General features: G+C 73.2%; 15 protein-coding genes. 8 read left to right on the top strand and 7 right to left on the bottom strand.

Going from position 1 to position 15356, the window contains the following annotated elements:
- Positions 1-40: 40 nt before the first annotated feature.
- Both ACE4Q9_RS18280 and ACE4Q9_RS18275 read left to right on the top strand, forming a co-directional pair.
- The gene (locus ACE4Q9_RS18280; RefSeq protein WP_397985286.1) at positions 41-1324 is read left to right on the top strand and encodes an MDR family MFS transporter; all 1284 of its coding nucleotides are present in this window, start codon (positions 41-43) and stop codon (positions 1322-1324) included.
- Between the two features lie 120 nt (positions 1325-1444).
- Positions 1445-1918, top strand: coding sequence for a carboxymuconolactone decarboxylase family protein (locus ACE4Q9_RS18275; RefSeq protein ID WP_397985285.1), 474 nt, complete (start codon positions 1445-1447; stop codon positions 1916-1918).
- A gap of 62 nt (positions 1919-1980) precedes the next feature.
- Here the strand turns inward: ACE4Q9_RS18275 and ACE4Q9_RS18270 are convergent, their stop codons facing one another.
- Complete coding sequence (locus ACE4Q9_RS18270) at positions 1981-2463, bottom strand: DUF2000 family protein (RefSeq protein WP_397985284.1); 483 nt, start codon at positions 2461-2463, stop codon at positions 1981-1983.
- Between the two features lie 49 nt (positions 2464-2512).
- Between ACE4Q9_RS18270 and ACE4Q9_RS18265 the strand changes: the two genes are divergently transcribed.
- On the top strand, positions 2513-3397 hold the full coding sequence (locus tag ACE4Q9_RS18265) for an AraC family transcriptional regulator (RefSeq protein ID WP_397985283.1): 885 nt from the start codon (positions 2513-2515) through the stop codon (positions 3395-3397).
- Here ACE4Q9_RS18265 and ACE4Q9_RS18260 read toward each other — a convergent pair.
- Together ACE4Q9_RS18260 and mshA are read right to left on the bottom strand one after the other, a co-directional pair.
- Positions 3366-3866: a YbjN domain-containing protein gene (locus tag ACE4Q9_RS18260; RefSeq protein WP_397985282.1), complete on the bottom strand. Its 501-nt coding sequence runs from the start codon at positions 3864-3866 to the stop codon at positions 3366-3368. The genes ACE4Q9_RS18265 and ACE4Q9_RS18260 overlap by 32 nt on opposite strands.
- The gene (gene mshA, locus ACE4Q9_RS18255; RefSeq protein WP_397985281.1) at positions 3859-5196 is read right to left on the bottom strand and encodes a D-inositol-3-phosphate glycosyltransferase; all 1338 of its coding nucleotides are present in this window, start codon (positions 5194-5196) and stop codon (positions 3859-3861) included. Before mshA ends, ACE4Q9_RS18260 begins: the two co-directional genes overlap by 8 nt.
- Positions 5197-5357: 161 nt before the next feature.
- Here mshA and ACE4Q9_RS18250 point away from each other — a divergent pair, with 161 nt between their 5' ends.
- From ACE4Q9_RS18250 to ACE4Q9_RS18240, 3 genes are all read left to right on the top strand, one after another.
- Positions 5358-6173 (top strand): class I SAM-dependent methyltransferase, encoded by an 816-nt coding sequence (locus tag ACE4Q9_RS18250; protein ID WP_397985280.1) that lies wholly within the window; start codon positions 5358-5360, stop codon positions 6171-6173.
- Positions 6174-6410: 237 nt separating this feature from the next.
- The gene (locus ACE4Q9_RS18245) at positions 6411-7496 is read left to right on the top strand and encodes an NlpC/P60 family protein (protein ID WP_397985279.1); all 1086 of its coding nucleotides are present in this window, start codon (positions 6411-6413) and stop codon (positions 7494-7496) included.
- 685 nt (positions 7497-8181) lie between these two features.
- Positions 8182-9477, top strand: coding sequence for a PP2C family protein-serine/threonine phosphatase (locus ACE4Q9_RS18240; protein ID WP_397985278.1), 1296 nt, complete (start codon positions 8182-8184; stop codon positions 9475-9477).
- Positions 9478-9547: 70 nt separating this feature from the next.
- Here the strand turns inward: ACE4Q9_RS18240 and ACE4Q9_RS18235 are convergent, their stop codons facing one another.
- From ACE4Q9_RS18235 to ACE4Q9_RS18220, 4 genes are all read right to left on the bottom strand, one after another.
- The gene (locus tag ACE4Q9_RS18235; protein WP_397985277.1) at positions 9548-9895 is read right to left on the bottom strand and encodes a DUF2516 family protein; all 348 of its coding nucleotides are present in this window, start codon (positions 9893-9895) and stop codon (positions 9548-9550) included.
- Between the two features lie 112 nt (positions 9896-10007).
- Complete coding sequence (locus ACE4Q9_RS18230) at positions 10008-10607, bottom strand: hypothetical protein (protein WP_397985276.1); 600 nt, start codon at positions 10605-10607, stop codon at positions 10008-10010.
- An 80-nt stretch (positions 10608-10687) separates the two neighbouring features.
- Positions 10688-11119: a helix-turn-helix domain-containing protein gene (locus ACE4Q9_RS18225; RefSeq protein ID WP_397985275.1), complete on the bottom strand. Its 432-nt coding sequence runs from the start codon at positions 11117-11119 to the stop codon at positions 10688-10690.
- Between the two features lie 142 nt (positions 11120-11261).
- Positions 11262-12170, bottom strand: coding sequence for an alpha/beta fold hydrolase (locus ACE4Q9_RS18220; protein ID WP_397985274.1), 909 nt, complete (start codon positions 12168-12170; stop codon positions 11262-11264).
- A gap of 92 nt (positions 12171-12262) precedes the next feature.
- Here ACE4Q9_RS18220 and ACE4Q9_RS18215 point away from each other — a divergent pair, with 92 nt between their 5' ends.
- Together ACE4Q9_RS18215 and ACE4Q9_RS18210 are read left to right on the top strand one after the other, a co-directional pair.
- Positions 12263-12850 carry a CGNR zinc finger domain-containing protein gene (locus tag ACE4Q9_RS18215; RefSeq protein ID WP_397985273.1) on the top strand — a complete coding sequence of 196 codons (588 nt, stop codon included), beginning with the start codon at positions 12263-12265 and terminating at the stop codon, positions 12848-12850.
- Positions 12851-12926: 76 nt separating this feature from the next.
- On the top strand, positions 12927-15293 hold the full coding sequence (locus tag ACE4Q9_RS18210) for an ATP-binding cassette domain-containing protein (protein WP_397985272.1): 2367 nt from the start codon (positions 12927-12929) through the stop codon (positions 15291-15293).
- Positions 15294-15356 lie beyond the last annotated feature (63 nt).

The following is a 15356-nucleotide window of genomic DNA, read 5'->3' as shown; positions in this document are numbered from 1 at the left end:
GATCCAGGCGTCAGCCGTATACCGCCCAGGGAGTCCCCTCATGCCCGCCGCCCGTCTCGGACGCGCCGCCCGGACAGCCGTGTCGGGGCTCCCCCGTGAGTTCTGGTGGCTGTGGACCAGCACCCTCGTCAACCGGCTCGGCGCCTTCGTGGCCACCTTCATGGCCCTCTACCTCACCCTCGACCGCGGCTACTCCGCCTCGTACGCCGGTCTCGTCGCCTCCCTGCACGGGCTGGGCGGGGTCGTGGCCTCGCTCGTGGGCGGGGTCATGGCCGACCGCGTCGGGCGGCGGCCCACCCTGCTCGTCGCCCAGTCGGCCACCGCCGCCTCCGTCGCGCTGCTGGGGTTCATGACCGGCCCGGTCGCCATCGCCGGCGTCGCCTTCCTCGTCGGCGTGGCGTCCAACGCCTCCCGCCCGGCCGTGCAGGCGATGATGGCCGACATCGTGCGGCCCGAGGACCGGGTGCGGGCCTTCTCGCTCAACTACTGGGCCATCAACCTCGGTTTCGCCGTCTCCGCCGCGGCGGCCGGATTCATCGCCGAGTTCAGCTATCTCGCCGGGTTCCTCCTGGAAGCGGGCATGACGGCCGCCTGCGCCCTCGTCGTCTTCCTGAAGGTCCCCGAGTCCCGGCCCGCCGCCCCGATCCACGAGGACGAGCCCCGGACCGGCCTGGGCACCGTGCTGCGCGACGGACGCTACATGGCCGTCGTCGGCCTGTCCTTCCTCGTCGCACTGATCTTCCAGCAGGGCGACGTCGCGCTGCCGGTCGCCATGGGCCGCGCCGGGTTCACGCCCGCCGACTACGGCGTCGCCATCGCCGCCAACGGCGTCCTGATCGTCGCCCTCCAGATCCCCGTCACCCGGTTCATCGAGCACCGCGACCCGCGCACCCTGCTCGTCGTCTCCTCGGTCCTCGCCGGGTACGGCTTCGGACTCACCGCCTTCGCCGGGTCCGTCGGCGCCTTCATGGCGACCGTCTGTGTGTGGACCCTCGCCGAGATCGTCAACGCGCCGACCCAGACCGGCCTGGTCGTCCGCCTCTCCCCCGTGCACGGCCGCGGCCGCTACCAGGGCGTGTACACCCTGTCCTGGTCCGTCGCCGCCCTGGTCGCGCCCCTGATGTCCGGCCTGGTCCTCGACCGGTTCGGGGCGAGGTGGCTGTGGGGGACGTGCGCCGTCCTCGGGATGGCCGCCGGGCTCGGGTACGCCCTGCTGATGCGCGGCCTCGGCGATCGCGGGGGCGAGGAGGAAGGCCGTACGACGGACGGGCCGGTGGTCGTCCCCGCCGCCGATGCCGCTCCGGAACGCTCGCCGGCCATGTGACAGCACCCACCGGCTGTGTGACGCAGGTCACACACGACCCTGTCACATTCGCCGCGCCCCCTTCCGTCCATGAGGTGAAGCAGCAGCGAGCCGTACGACCCGACACAGGAGCGCAGCACCATGGACGCCCGTCTGAACCTGATGACCAACCCTGTCACCGGCAAGTTCCTCAAGTACGTCAACTCGGCCGGGAAGGTTCTCTCGGACTCCACCCTCCCGTTCGCGACGCAGGAGCTGGTGAAGCTGCGGGCCAGCCAGATCAACGGCTGCGGGTTCTGCACCGACATGCACAGCAAGGACGCCGCGGCCGCCGGGGAGAGCGCGCAGCGGCTGCACCTGGTCGCCGCCTGGCGGGAGGCCACGGTGTTCACCGAGGCCGAGCGTGCCGCGCTGGAGCTGACCGAGCAGGGCACCCGGATCGCGGACGCGGCCGGCGGGGTCACCGACGAGGCGTGGGCCCAGGCCGCCCGGCACTACGACGAGGAGCAGCTCGCCGCTCTCGTGGGCCTGATCGCCGTCATCAACCTGTACAACCGCGTGAACGTGCTCGTCCGGCAGCCCGCGGGCGACTACCAGCCCGGCATGTTCGACTGACCGCGGGAAGCCGGGGGGCGGCCGGTACGGGGGTCCGGCCGCTCCCCCGTCGGGGGCGCGCGTCAGGGGTGCATGCGCGCCCCCTTCAGCACCTTGTCCACCGCGTTGCGCGGGCCGTACACCGCGAGCCCGACCAGATCCAGATCGGCGGTCGGTACGGCGCGTACGGCCGCGCGGTTGTCGCGGTCGTTGCCGGTGGCGAACAGGTCCGCGGTGAACACCGCGCAGGGCAGGGCGCGGCGGAGCGCCCGTCCGTGGGCCGCGCGCAGGGTCTCCTTCTCACCCTCGAAGACCAGCACCGGCTGCCGGAACATGGGCAGGTACCGGGTGCCGTCCGCGTCCTCGTAGGGCTCGCCGACCACCTCGGGCAGCGTCGCGCCCAGGCCGCTGACCAGGAACGCGGTGACGTTCAACCGCTGCCAGGGGGCCAGGTCCGCACGCAGCAGCACGGCGATCTTGGTGTCGAAGCGGAGGGGTTCGGCGGCGACGGAGGGGGTCGGTCCGGGGGCGTCGGCCGGGATCGGCCCAGGGGTCAGGGTGCTCATGGGATGAGACTGCCGATCGTGCCGCCGCACGGTCTTGTACGTTGTTTGCATGGCCGCGAGCAGGGCCGCGCGGGGAGTTCCGGGCGGGGCTCCGGGCGGGGAAGTGAGCGCGTGGCGTCCGCGGGTGCCGGGCGTCACCGAGGTCTTCCACGCCCATTTCACCGAGTACGCCTACCCGATGCACGTCCACGACGCCTGGACGCTGCTCATCGTGGACGACGGCGCGGTCCGTTACGACCTCGACCGGCACGAGCACGGCACCCCTCTCGACACGGTCAGCCTGCTGCCCCCGCACGTGCCGCACAACGGCTCCCCCGCCACCCCCGGCGGCTTCCGCAAACGGGTCGTCTACCTCGACAGCAGCCGGCTCGGCGAGGAGCTGATCGGGGCGGCCGTCGACGGGCCCGATCTGCGCGATCCGGTGCTGCGGCTGCGGGTCGGGCAACTGCACGCGGCCCTCGCCCGGCCCGGCGACGAGCTGGAGGCGGAGAGCAGGCTGACGCTCGTCGGGGAGCGGCTGCGGGCGCATCTGCGGCGGCGCGCCGAACCGCCGAGGCCCCGACGAGATCCGCGACTCGCGCGCCAGCTCAGAGAGTTGCTGGATACGCGGTTCACCGACGGCCTCTCGCTCGCGGAGGCGTCCGGGGCGCTGCACGCCCATCCCGCCCACCTCGTACGGGCGTTCAGCGGAGCGTACGGCATCGCCCCGCACCAGTACCTGATGTCACGCCGGGTCGGCCGGGCCCGCCGGCTGCTGCTGGACGGGCTGCCGCCCGGCGAGGTGGCGGCCCTGACGGGGTTCTACGACCAGGCCCATCTCACCCGGCACTTCCGGAAGTTGGTCGGGGTGCCGCCGGGCCGCTACCGCAGCGGGGCGCGGCCGGCGTCGGGGCCCCCGGAGCTCACTCGGCCGGGCGCTCGACGAGGTGCTTGAAGGCGTCCAGGTTGCGGGTGGACTCGCCGCGGGAGACGCGCCAGGCGTACTCCTTGCGGATGGAGGTCGCGAAGCCCAGCTCCAGCAGGGAGTTGAAGGCGCCGTCGGCCGCTTCCAGGACCTGGCCGAGGAGGCGGTCGATCTCGTCGGGGGTGACGGAGGCGAGCGGGAGGCGTGCGGTGACGTAGACGTCGCCGAGGCGGTCGACGGCGTAACTCACGCCGTACAGCTTGAGGTTGCGCTCCAGGAGCCAGCGGTGCACGCCCGCCTCGTTCTCCTCGGGGTGGCGCACGACGAAGGCGTTCAGAGAGAGGGAGTGCCGTCCGACGAGGAAGGAGACGGTGGTGGACAGCTTCTGCGTGCCGGGCAGCTTGACCACGTAGGTGCCGGGCTCGGGGTTCTCCCACTCCAGTTCGGCGTCCTGGAAAGCGGCCTCCAGGACCTGTCCGGCCTTCTCGACATCACCCATGGTGGGAGCGTACGCGACGGCGGTACGACTGGATCGCGGCCGTGTACACGTCGGCGGTCGCCGCGGCCGCCGCGTCCCAGCCGAAGGACCGGGCGTGCCGGGCGGCGGCGTCGCCCATGCGCGCGGTGAGGGCCCGCTCGTCGGCGAACCGGGCGAGGACGCGCGCGTAGTCGGCCGGTTCGTGCCCCTCGACCAGGAAGCCGGTCTCGCCGTCGCGCACCGCGACCGGGAGCCCGCCGACCGAGGCGGCGAGCACCGGGGTGCCGGCCGCCTGCGCCTCGATGGCGACCAGCCCGAAGGACTCGCTGTAGGACGGCATGACCAGCACGGACGCGGCCCGGAACCAGTCCGCGAGCTGCTCCTGGCCGACGGGCGGGCGGAACCGTACGACGTCCGCGATGCCGAGCCGGGCGGCGAGCTTCTGGAGGCCCTCGGGCTTGGCGAGGCCGCTGCCGCTGGGGCCGCCGACGACGGGGACGAGGATGCGGGAGCGCAGCTCGGGGCGTTCGTCGAGGAGGACGGCCACCGCGCGCAGCAGCACGTCCGGGGCCTTCAAAGGCTGTATGCGGCCCGCGAAGAGGGGGATGAGGGCGTCCTTCGGCAGGCCGAGGCGGGCACGGGCGGCGGCCCGGCCGTCGGCGGGGCGGAAGCGCTCCAGGTTGACGCCGGGGTGGACGACGGCGACCGCGCCGGGGTCGGCGTCGTAGTGGCGGACGAGTTCGCCGGCCTCCTCCTCGGTGTTGGCGATCAGCCGGTCCGCGGCGGCGACGATCTGGGTCTCGCCGATGACCCGCGCGGCGGGCTCGGGACGGTCGCCGGCGGCCAGGTTGGCGTTCTTGACCTTGGCCATGGTGTGCATGGCGTGCACCAGGGGGACGCCCCAGCGCTGGGCGGCGAGCCAGCCGACGTGGCCGGAGAGCCAGTAGTGGGAGTGGACCAGGTCGTAGTAGCCGGGGCGGTGGCCGGCCCAGGCCTGCATCACGCCGTGCGTGAAGGCGCACAGCTGGGCGGGCAGCTCCTCCTTGGCGAGGCCCTCGTACGGGCCCGCGTCCACGTGCCGGACCAGGACGCCGGGGGCGAGCTGGACGGTGGGCGGCAGATCGCCCGCGGTGGCGCGGGTGAAGACCTCCACCTCGATGCCGAGGGCGGCGAGCCGCTGGGCCAGCTCCACGATGTAGACGTTCATGCCGCCCGCGTCGCCGGTGCCGGGCTGGTGCAGGGGCGAGGTGTGGACGGAGAGCATCGCGACCCGGCGGGGCCGGCGGAGCAGCCGTAGCCGGGGCGCGGCGGACGGGGAGCGGCGCCCGAGCCTGCTGGCGTACTGGCTCACCTGGCGTTCCTCCTTGCTGCGGGCATGCCGGACGGAGGACTCGCCTGCGCCCTCCAGGCAGGTGCAACAGCGGACGGGTGGCCGGCCATTTCCCATACAAGCCGCTTTGCCGAATCATTACCCTTCTTAGCTCGGCCCTATCCCCCTTTACCCTCGTACTCATGTCGACCCGCGCAGCCGCCCGCCGCCCCGTCGGGACCGTGACGCGCGGCACCACCAACCCCAACCGGCTGCGCCGCATGGACCGCTGGATCGCGGCCGTCCACGGCGCCGAGCTGCGCCGCGCCGCCGAGCCGGTCGCCGTCGACCTCGGGTACGGCGCCGCCCCCTGGACCGCCGTGGAACTGCTCGGCAGGCTGCGTACCGCCGCCCCGGCCACCCGTGTCGTCGGCATCGAGATCGAGCCGGAGCGGGTGGCGGCGGCGCGGCCCTACGAGCGCGAGGGGCTGGTCTTCCGGCACGGCGGCTTCGAGGTCCCGGTGGCCGGGCGCCCGCTGCTGATCCGCGCGGCGAACGTGCTGCGCCAGTACGACGAGGACCAGGTCGCCGCCGTCTGGGAGCGGCTGTGCGCACGGCTGGCCCCGGCGGGCGGCGCCTCGCGCGGAGGGCTGCTGGTCGAGGGGACGTGCGACGAGATCGGGCGGCGGCACGTCTGGGTGGCGCTCGGGCCCGAGGGGCCGCGGACCGTCACCTTCGCCGCCCGGCTCGGCTCCCTGGAGCGCCCCTCCGACCTCGCCGAACGACTGCCGAAGGCGCTGATCCACCGCAATGTGCCCGGCGAGCCGGTGCACGCCTTCCTGCGCGACTTCGACCGCGCCTGGGCGGCCGCCGCGCCGTACGCCGCGTACGGCGCCCGGCAGCGCTGGCTGCGCGCGGTGCGCGACCTGACCGCGGACTGGCCGGTGACGGACGCGCCGGTCCGCTGGCGGCAGGGTGAAGTGACCGTGGCGTGGGGGGCTTTGGCGCCGCGGGGCTGAGGCGGGGCCGGAGCGGGGCGGAGTGGGGCGGAGCCGTCGAAACCACCCCTTCGGGTGGGCGGGCGGCGGAACGAACCCGGCGCGTCGTTCGTCAGACGGGCGAGGTGATCGTCGTCAGGGCCGTGCGGGGGGGGGGAATCCGACTTTCCTCACGGCCTCTGTCGCTTTGCGCGCGGCCGTGGCACGATCCCTCAGGCACCCGTAAGTTACTGACGGTAAATCAGCTGGGGGGTAAGTATGGGTACGGGCAAGCGCGGTCTGCTCGCGGCCGCCCTGACCGTGGTCTGCGCGGTGGCCGTCCTCGCGGCACCGGGTACGGCGCTCGCCGCGCCGGCACCCCCACGGGACGCCGGTCCGACGGCGGGGCCGAGCCCGAGACCCGTCCCGGACAAGGATCTGGAGCAGGTCCGCGAGAAGCTGGACAAGCTCTACCACGACGCGGCCGTGGCCACCGACGCGTACAACGCCGCGGAGGAGAAGGCCAAGAAGCAGTCCGCCGAGATCGCCGCGCTGGCCAGGAAGATCGCGGCCGGGCAGCGCAGGCTCGCGCAGCTCAAGGACCAGGCGGGCGCGGCGGCGCGGGAGCAGTACCGCACCGGAGGGGTGCCGCCCACCGCGCAGTTCCTGCTCAGCGACGACCCGGATCAGTTCCTGGACGGCGCGGGGCTCGTCCTGCAAGGCCAGCAGGCGGCCAACCACCTGATCGGCGAACGGACCGACGCCCAGCAGCAGTTGCGGGACTACGCCGCCGACGCGGCCGCCCAGGGCAAGAAGCTGGACGCCGACCGCAAGGCCAAGGCGCGCGCCAAGAAGAAGATCCAGCAGCAGATCGACGCCGCGAAGAAGCTGGAGTCCTCGCTGGAGGAGAAGCAGCGGGAGCGGCTCGCGCAGCTGGAGCAGCAGGCCGCCGTGAAGGCGCAGACCGCGTGGCTGGACACCGGCATCCTCGACCGGATCCACGGCAAGGCGTCCGCGGCGGGCGAGAAGGCCGTGGCGTTCGCCACCGCCCAGCTCGGCAAGCCGTATGTGTGGGGCGCCGCGGGCCCGGACTCCTTCGACTGCTCGGGGCTGACCTCCCAGGCGTGGGCCGCGGCCGGCCATCCCATCCCGCGCACCTCCCAGGAGCAGTGGAAGCAGCTCAAGCACATCGACGTCAAGGACATGCGGCCCGGCGACCTCGTCATCTACTTCGACGACGCCAGCCATGTCGCCCTGTACATAGGGGACGGCACGATCATCCAGGCCCCGCGTCCGGGGCGCTCGGTGACGGTCGCGGGGGCGGGTTCGATGCCGATCCTGGGGGTCGTACGACCGGACGCGTGATGCCGGGGGCGGAGCGCGGGGGTCCGGGGGCGGGCTGCGCCGACGGTCCGGCCGGCGGGCGCCGCCGGTACCTGGGCTGGAGGCTCCGAGGTTCCGCGGCCGGGGCGGGCCAGGCGTGCTGCCGGGGCGGGCCAGGCGTGCTGCCGGGGTGGGCCAGGCGTGCTGCCGGGGCGGCCCGAGGTTCCGCCGACGCGGGCCGCCGGGGCGGACCGCCGAGGCGGGCCGCCGCGGGCTTCCGTCGGTCCGGCCGGGGGGCACCGACGCGGGCTTCCTTCGGCCCGGCCGGGGTCGCGCCGACGCGGGCTTCCGTCGATCCGGCCGAGGTTCCGCCGACGCGGGCCGCCGGGGCCCGACACCCGCTGCCGTCGGTCCGGGCGAGCGTGGCTGTGAGTGGGGTCGCGTGAGCCGCGTTATACGGCTTTCGTCCCGGTGACGCGGGTCATGTGACCCACTCCACCGCCAACCCCCGTGCAAACCGGGGCAGGACGTGAGCTTCGTCATTCCTCGGGGCCCGGTTCCCTGTCCAACTGCGGTACGGAAAGCGGCATATGACAGCGGCCCGAGCCGGAGCGACGCGGCTCACACCATTCCATCGGGGTGGCCGCACCCGCTATGGTCACCCGACGGTGGGTCGAGACCCCTCGACACCGCCGCGCCCTCGGGGGGAGGGAAGGAACCCAGGACGATGCCCGTACCCGTACCGCGGCAGAGAGCGATCCCGGCCGTGGAGAGTGGTCAGGCGCAGGCCGCCGGCGCCGTCGGCGGCCCCCTCAAGGAAGAGGCCCACCGCGACGCCGCGACCGTGAGCGGCGCCACTCTCACCCTGCTGCTGATCGAGGACGACCCGGTCGGCTCGCCGATCGTGCCCGAACTTCTGGACTCGGCCGGCAAGCCGATCCGTGTGCGCACCGCCCGCAACCTCACCGAGGCCGAGCGGCTGCTCACCGACGACGTCCACTGCATCCTGCTGGACCTGGCGCTGCCCGCGCCGGGTGGCAGCGACACCGACGACGAGCTGGCCGTGCTGCACCACGTCCTCCAGCTCGCGCCCCGGCACGCCGTGCTCGCGCTGACCGCCTCCGGCGACGCCGAGCGCGGCGCCGAGGCCGTGCGCGTCGGCGCGCAGGACTACCTCTTCCGGGACGAGCTGGACGGCCGCCTGCTCAGCCGCGCCATCCGGTACGCGGTGGAGCGGAAACGATCCGACACCGCCGAGCGCCGGCTCACCGAGAGCCGGCTGCGGGCGCAGGAGAACCGGCGCCTGGAGCGGGGGCTGCTGCCCACGCCGCTGCTCGACGGCTCCTCGCTGCGGTTCGCGGCCCGGTACCGTCCGGGCCGCTCGCGCGCGCTGCTCGGCGGCGACTTCTACGACGCCGTGCGCACCCCCGACGGCACGGTGCACGCCATGATCGGCGACGTCTGCGGGCACGGCCCGGACGAGGCCGCGCTCGGCGTGGAGCTGCGGATCGCCTGGCGGGCGCTGACCCTCGCGGGGCTGTGCGGGGACCAGCTGCTGGGCACGCTCCAGGAGGTGCTGGAGCACGAGCGCGCGGACGAGGAGATCTTCGCGACGCTGTGCACGGTGGACATCGCGCCGGACGGCCGCCACGCGGGCCTGTGCCTGGCCGGCCATCCGGCCCCGCTGCTGGTGCGCCCCGGCATGCCCGCGCGGCTGCTGCCGTACGACAACAACGGTCCCGCGCTCGGGCTGCTGCCCGGCGCCCGCTGGTCGCGGATGCAGGTGGAGCTGGGCGCCGAGTGGAGCCTGATGCTCTACACCGACGGGCTGATCGAGGGCCGCGTCGGAACCGGCGGGGAGCGGCTCGGCCAGGACGGCATGGTGGAGATGATCCGCCGCCAGTTCGCCGAGGGGCTGCGCGGCGAGGAGCTGCTGCGGGCCGCGGTGCAGGAGGTGCGCCGGCTCAACGGGGGCGAGCTGACGGACGACGTGGCGGTGGTGTTGCTGGACCGGCTGGCGTGACGGCGCAGGGGTCCGCTCCCGCCGTTGTTCCCCGCGTCCCTGCCGGGGCTTCCAGAGCGGCGGGCGGCTTTCAGCGCCCGCCGTTCCAGGGGCCGTACGGGCCGTCGCTGCTGCTGCCGCCGCGGCGGCCGAAGCCCTTGCCGCCGCCCGTGACCTGCCTGACGGCGGGGCGGACGTCCACGAGGTAGACGATGCTGGCCACCGCGCCGGCGATCGGCAGGATGGACAGGATCGAGAACAGGATGCTGACGACCAGGGCGATGGCCAGGATGATCAGCCAGAAGACCTTGTTGTTCTTGTCGGCCGCGCGGAAGGCGTCCTCGCGGCGCACGGCGGCGTCGACGAGCGCGAACGCGGCCAGGGCCATGAGGACGATCTTCAGGATCCCCATGAATCCCGCGAAGCCCAACATCAGCATGCTCGCCACCGCCCCTGTCCGCTGCTCGGTCCCTTTGCCGCAACCGTACCCATAGAACGGGCGGAACGGGCCGGACACCCCAAAGATGCCCGGTCCGTCACGGCCCGCGCGGTCACTTGGCCGGCGGAGTGGGCTTCTTGGCCGGGGTCGTCTTCCGGGCGGTCGGGGCCTTCCTGGCGGCGGCCTTCTTCTCCGCGGCGACCTCGGGCGTGGCGACCTTGGGGCGGCCGGCCTCGTCCTTGACCTCGACGGGCTCGGGCTTGCCCTCGACGACGATGGCCAGGTCCTCGATCTCCTCGGCGGCCTCGCCGCGCCAGGTCTTCACGGCCTGCTCGCCGTGCTCGGCGACCTTCTCGTAGGTCTCGTGGGCCTTGACGGCGTACTCGGCGGCGACGCCCACGCCGCGCAGGGCGAGGTCCTGGGCCTGCTCGCCGAGCTTCTTCAGGTCCACGTCGAAGCCGCCGATCAGCTCGGTGACCTTGGCCTGGAGGGTCTCCTGGGCCTCCTTGGCACGGGCGGTGGCCTTCTCCTGCACGACCTTCGGGTCGGTGCCGCGCACCTTCTCGATCCGGGCCGGGGCCTCGGTGCGCAGCTGCTCGACCAGTGCGGGCACCTTCTTGGCCTGCTGGAGGGCGAGGTCGGCGGTGCCGGCGGCGAAGTAGAGCGGGGTCGGGTCGCTGAGGGTCTTGCGCAGGTCGTCGGTGATGGCCATGGTGATCAGGTCCTCCCGGATCTCGCGTTCGGCTGAGGTGGTGTGGGTTCGCGGTGGGCGCCCGGTGCCCTGGTCCGGCGTCAGCCGGCCGTCCGCCGCGAACCGGCATCGTCGGTGTCCGTTCCCTGCTCCGCGCCGTCCTCACCCGCGGGTTCGCCGGCCCCGAATCCGTTCTCCTTGCGGAAGGACTCGTAGATCTGGAGCAGCACCTGCTTCTGCCGCTCGTTGAGCGAGGGATCGGCGAGGATGACGGCGCGCGTCTCCACCTCGTCCCGGTCCCGCTCGGCGTCGAGGATGCCGGCGCGGACGTACAGCGTCTCGGCGGAGATGCGCAGGGCCTTGGCGACCTGCTGCAACACCTCCGCGCTCGGCTTGCGCAGCCCGCGCTCGATCTGGCTCAGATACGGATTGGACACCCCGGCCGCCTCGGCGAGCTGCCGCAGCGACAGCTGGGCGTTCCGCCGCTGCTCGCGCAGGTACTCACCGAGATTGCCGACGTTCAGCGATGCCATGCCTCCACCATGCCCCTCTCCGCTAACAATTGCAAGCACCTGCTTGCAGGAGTGTGCCGAAGCGGAGGGGCGCCGCCTGCCCCCGACACCCACCCGAGAAGAACCACGGTGCGTACGCGGCCGGTACGGCGCGATGGAGGGCTCAGTGCGCCGCCGCGCATCGGGTGAGGAAGGCGGAGATCAAGGGGGCGATCTCGGGGAGGTGGTCCTCCAGGGCGAAGTGGCCCGTGTCGAACAGGTGGAGTTCGGCTGCGGGGAGGTCGCGCAGGTAGGCGCGGGCGCCGGGGACGAGGATGAACGGGTCGCCGGTTCCCCAGGTGATCAGCGTCGGAGGCTGGTGTTCGCGCAGCCACGCCTGCCATGAGGGGTACGCGGCGACGTTGGTCCTGTAGTCGTAGAACAGCGCGCGCTGCGCCTCGCGGCGGCCCGGCAGGTCCAGGAAGTGCTGGTCGAGCAGCGGGCCTTCGGGGGCGATCAGTTCGGGGCCGGCGGTGCCGGCCTCGTACTGGGCGCGGAGAGACTGGGGGCTGAGCAGGTCGCGTACGGCCTCCTCGGCGCCCGGAGCGCCGGGGGTGAGGGCGGTGAAGGCGCGGGCCGCATCCGACAACCCCTCCTCGTACGCGTTGCCGTTCTGCACGATCAGCCCCGTGATCCGCTCCGGGTGGCGCAGCGCCAGCCGGAAGCCGACCGGGGCGCCGAAGTCGAAGAGGTACATCGCGAAGCGGGTCAGCCCCAGGCGTTCGGTGAAGCCCTCGACGATCTCGGCGAGCCGCTCGAAGGAGTAGGTGAACCCGTCCGGGGCCACGGTGCGCCCGGAGCCCGGACAGTCGGGGGCGATCAGCCGGTAGTGGCCGCCCAGGGCGTCGATCAGGCGGCGGAACTGGTACGAGGCGGTGGGGAAGCCGTGCAGGAGCAGCAGCACCGGGGCGTCGGCGCGCTCGGGCAGGGATTCCCGGTAGAAGACCCGCACCCCGTCGACCTCGGCGAACCGGTGGGCGGTCCGCGCGGGGAGAGGGAGAGCCGGGAGGGGGAGAGTGCCTGTGCCTGTCATTTCACATGCCTCTCTCGCACGGAGATGCATTAGTGCAGTCAGTGCTACTCCTGTCCGGCTAATGTGTCAATCGATGGAGTTAGCATTAGCCCATGACTGAGAGCGAACCGCTGGCCGGTGAGGCCCTGGCCCTGGATCTGGTCAACACCCGTCCGGTGAGCGGCGACGGCCGGATGGACCTGCTCGGCACGCCCCGGCAGCTGGCCCGGTGGCTGAAGCTGGAGGCGGACCGGCTGCCGGAGAGCGGCACCGATGGACAGCCGGTACCGGACGACCTGGTTCCCGTGCACGCCGTACGAGAGCACACCGAGGCCGTCGTCCGGGCGCTGCTGGACGGGGCCGAGCCCCCCGCTACCGCCCTGCGCGGGCTCACCGAGGCCCAGCGGGCCGCGCCGGCCGTGCGCGAGCTCGGCTGGGACGGGACGAGCGTCACGGCCGTCCCCCGCCGCACCGGCCCGCTCGGTGTCCGCGTGGCCGCCGCGCTGGCCGAGGCCGCGGCCGGGCTGCTCACCGATCCGGCGATCGGCAGGCTCAAGGAGTGCGAGGCGGACGGCTGTGTGCTGGTCTTCCTGCCCGCGCACCCCCGCCGCCGCTGGTGCTCCCCCGCCCGCTGCGGCAACCGCGCCCGCGTCGCCCGCTACTACCAGCGGCACAGCGCGGCCCAGCCGCCCCGGACGTGAGCGCGGGAGGGCGGGCGCCGGAGCCGGTCAGGATCGAAGAAGCGGTGGGCCGGTGGGCCCGGCTACCGTGGCCCGCATGGACGCCGCCAACGCCGCCCCCGCCGACAGCCACGACCTGATCCGGGTGCACGGAGCCCGCGAGAACAACCTCAAGGACGTCAGCGTCGAGATCCCCAAGCGCCGCCTGACCGTGTTCACCGGAGTGTCCGGCTCCGGCAAGAGTTCGCTGGTGTTCGACACCATCGCCGCGGAGTCGCAGCGGCTGATCAACGAGACGTACAGCGCGTTCGTACAGGGCTTCATGCCCACCCTCGCGCGGCCCGAGGTGGACGTCCTGGACGGGCTGACCACCGCGATCATCGTGGACCAGCAGCGGATGGGCGCCGACCCGCGCTCCACCGTCGGCACCGCCACCGACGCGGGCGCCATGCTGCGCATCCTCTTCAGCCGGCTCGGCACCCCGCACATCGGCTCGCCCAAGGCGTTCTCCTTCAACGTGGCCTCGATCAGCGGGGCGGGCGCGGTCACCGTGGAGCGCGGCGGCAGGCAGGTCAAGGAGCGGCGCAGCTTCAGCATCACGGGCGGCATGTGCCCGCGCTGCGAGGGCCGGGGCACCGTCACCGACCTCGACCTCACCCAGCTCTACGACGCCGGCAAGTCGCTGAACGAGGGCGCGCTGACCGTGCCCGGCTACAAGGCCGGCGGCTGGAACTTCCGGCTGTACGCCGAGTCCGGCCTCGTGGACCCGGACAAGCCGATCCGCTCGTACACCAAGCGGGAACTGGCCGACTTCCTGCACCGCGAGCCGACCCGGATGAAGATCGCAGGGATCAACATGACCTACGAGGGTCTGATCCCGCGCATCCAGCGGTCGATGCTGGCCAAGGACCGGGAGGGGATGCAGCCGCACATCCGGGAGTTCGTGGACCGTGCGGTCACCTTCACCGTGTGCCCGGACTGCGACGGCACCCGGCTGACCGAGGCGGCCCGCTCCTCGAAGATCGCGGGGATCAGCATCGCGGACGCGTGCGCCATGCAGATCAGCGATCTGACCGATTGGGTACGGGAGTTGACGGAGCCGTCGGTCGCGCCGCTGCTGGAGTCGCTGCGCGGCACCCTCGACTCGTTCGTGGAGATCGGCCTCGGCTACCTCTCGCTGGACCGGCCTTCGGGCACGCTGTCGGGCGGCGAGGCGCAGCGCGTGAAGATGGTCCGGCACCTCGGCTCCTCGCTCACCGATGTGACGTACGTCTTCGACGAGCCCTCCATCGGCCTGCACCCGCACGACGTGCGGCGGATGAACGCGCTGCTGCGGCGGCTGCGCGACAAGGGCAACACGGTGCTCGTCGTGGAGCACAAGCCCGAGGTGATCGCGATCGCCGACCATGTGGTGGACCTCGGCCCCGGCGCGGGCACGGCGGGCGGCACGGTCTGCTACGAGGGCGACCTCGCGGGGCTGCGGGCCGCGGGCACGCTCACCGGGCGCCATCTGGACGACCGGGCGACGCTGAAGGAGACGGTGCGCAAGCCCACCGGCACGCTGGAGATCCGCGGCGCGACGACGCACAACCTGCGCGGGGTGGACGTGGACATCCCGCTCGGGGTGCTGACCGTGGTCACCGGGGTGGCCGGGTCCGGCAAGAGTTCGCTGGTGCACGGGTCGATCCCGGCCGACGAGGGCGTCGTATCGGTCGATCAGGCGCCGATCCGCGGCTCGCGGCGCAGCAACCCGGCGACGTACACCGGCCTGCTGGACCCGGTCCGCAAGGCGTTCGCCAAGGCCAACGGGGTCAAGCCCGCCCTGTTCAGCGCCAATTCGGAGGGCGCCTGCCCGAACTGCAACGGCGCGGGCGTCGTCTACACCGACCTCGCGATGATGGCCGGGGTGGCGACGACGTGCGAGGAGTGCGAGGGCAGGCGGTTCGAGGCGTCGGTGCTGCGGTACCGGCTCGGCGGGCGGGACATCAGCGAGGTGCTGGCGATGCCGGTGGCCGAGGCGGCGGAGTTCTTCGGCGCGGGCGAGGCGCACGTCCCGGCGGCGCACAAGATCCTTGGCCGGCTCGCCGACGTGGGCCTCGGCTACCTCACCCTCGGGCAGCCGCTCACCACCCTGTCCGGCGGCGAGCGGCAGCGCCTGAAGCTGGCCACGCACATGGCCGACAAGGGCGGCGTCTACGTCCTGGACGAGCCGACCACCGGCCTCCACCTGGCCGACGTCGGCCAACTCCTGGCCCTGCTCGACCGGTTGGTGGACTCCGGCAAGTCGGTCATCGTGGTGGAGCACCACCAGGCGGTCATGGCCCACGCCGACTGGATCATCGACCTCGGCCCCGGCGCCGGGCACGACGGCGGCCGGATCGTCTTCGAGGGCACCCCGGCCGACCTGGTCGCGGCCCGCTCGACGCTCACCGGGGAGCATCTGGCGGAGTACGTGGGGGCGTGAGGGGCGGGGCTTGACCGGGCGGATCACCGGGATCCGCTGCCGGAGGGGCGAACGGCGCTGACG

Origin of the sequence: Streptomyces sp. AM6-12 (assembly GCF_044327085.1) — a bacterium.
GTDB lineage: Bacteria > Actinomycetota > Actinomycetes > Streptomycetales > Streptomycetaceae > Streptomyces.
This window is presented reverse-complemented; position numbering and strand designations above follow the sequence as displayed.

Bases quoted from the DNA above. Each gene is read 5' to 3' on its own strand.
- ACE4Q9_RS18270 (WP_397985284.1), bottom strand. From the start codon at position 2,463: ATGAGCACCCTGACCCCTGGGCCGATCCCGGCCGACGCCCCCGGACCG.
- ACE4Q9_RS18225 (WP_397985275.1), bottom strand. From the start codon at position 11,119: ATGGCATCGCTGAACGTCGGCAATCTCGGTGAGTACCTGCGCGAGCAG.
- ACE4Q9_RS18245 (WP_397985279.1), top strand. From the start codon at position 6,411: ATGGGTACGGGCAAGCGCGGTCTGCTCGCGGCCGCCCTGACCGTGGTC.
- ACE4Q9_RS18220 (WP_397985274.1), bottom strand. From the start codon at position 12,170: ATGACAGGCACAGGCACTCTCCCCCTCCCGGCTCTCCCTCTCCCCGCG.
- ACE4Q9_RS18230 (WP_397985276.1), bottom strand. From the start codon at position 10,607: ATGGCCATCACCGACGACCTGCGCAAGACCCTCAGCGACCCGACCCCG.
- ACE4Q9_RS18250 (WP_397985280.1), top strand. From the start codon at position 5,358: ATGTCGACCCGCGCAGCCGCCCGCCGCCCCGTCGGGACCGTGACGCGC.
- ACE4Q9_RS18235 (WP_397985277.1), bottom strand. From the start codon at position 9,895: ATGCTGATGTTGGGCTTCGCGGGATTCATGGGGATCCTGAAGATCGTC.
- ACE4Q9_RS18215 (WP_397985273.1), top strand. From the start codon at position 12,263: ATGACTGAGAGCGAACCGCTGGCCGGTGAGGCCCTGGCCCTGGATCTG.
- ACE4Q9_RS18265 (WP_397985283.1), top strand. From the start codon at position 2,513: ATGGCCGCGAGCAGGGCCGCGCGGGGAGTTCCGGGCGGGGCTCCGGGC.
- ACE4Q9_RS18275 (WP_397985285.1), top strand. From the start codon at position 1,445: ATGGACGCCCGTCTGAACCTGATGACCAACCCTGTCACCGGCAAGTTC.
- ACE4Q9_RS18280 (WP_397985286.1), top strand. From the start codon at position 41: ATGCCCGCCGCCCGTCTCGGACGCGCCGCCCGGACAGCCGTGTCGGGG.
- ACE4Q9_RS18210 (WP_397985272.1), top strand. From the start codon at position 12,927: ATGGACGCCGCCAACGCCGCCCCCGCCGACAGCCACGACCTGATCCGG.
- ACE4Q9_RS18240 (WP_397985278.1), top strand. From the start codon at position 8,182: ATGCCCGTACCCGTACCGCGGCAGAGAGCGATCCCGGCCGTGGAGAGT.
- ACE4Q9_RS18260 (WP_397985282.1), bottom strand. From the start codon at position 3,866: ATGGGTGATGTCGAGAAGGCCGGACAGGTCCTGGAGGCCGCTTTCCAG.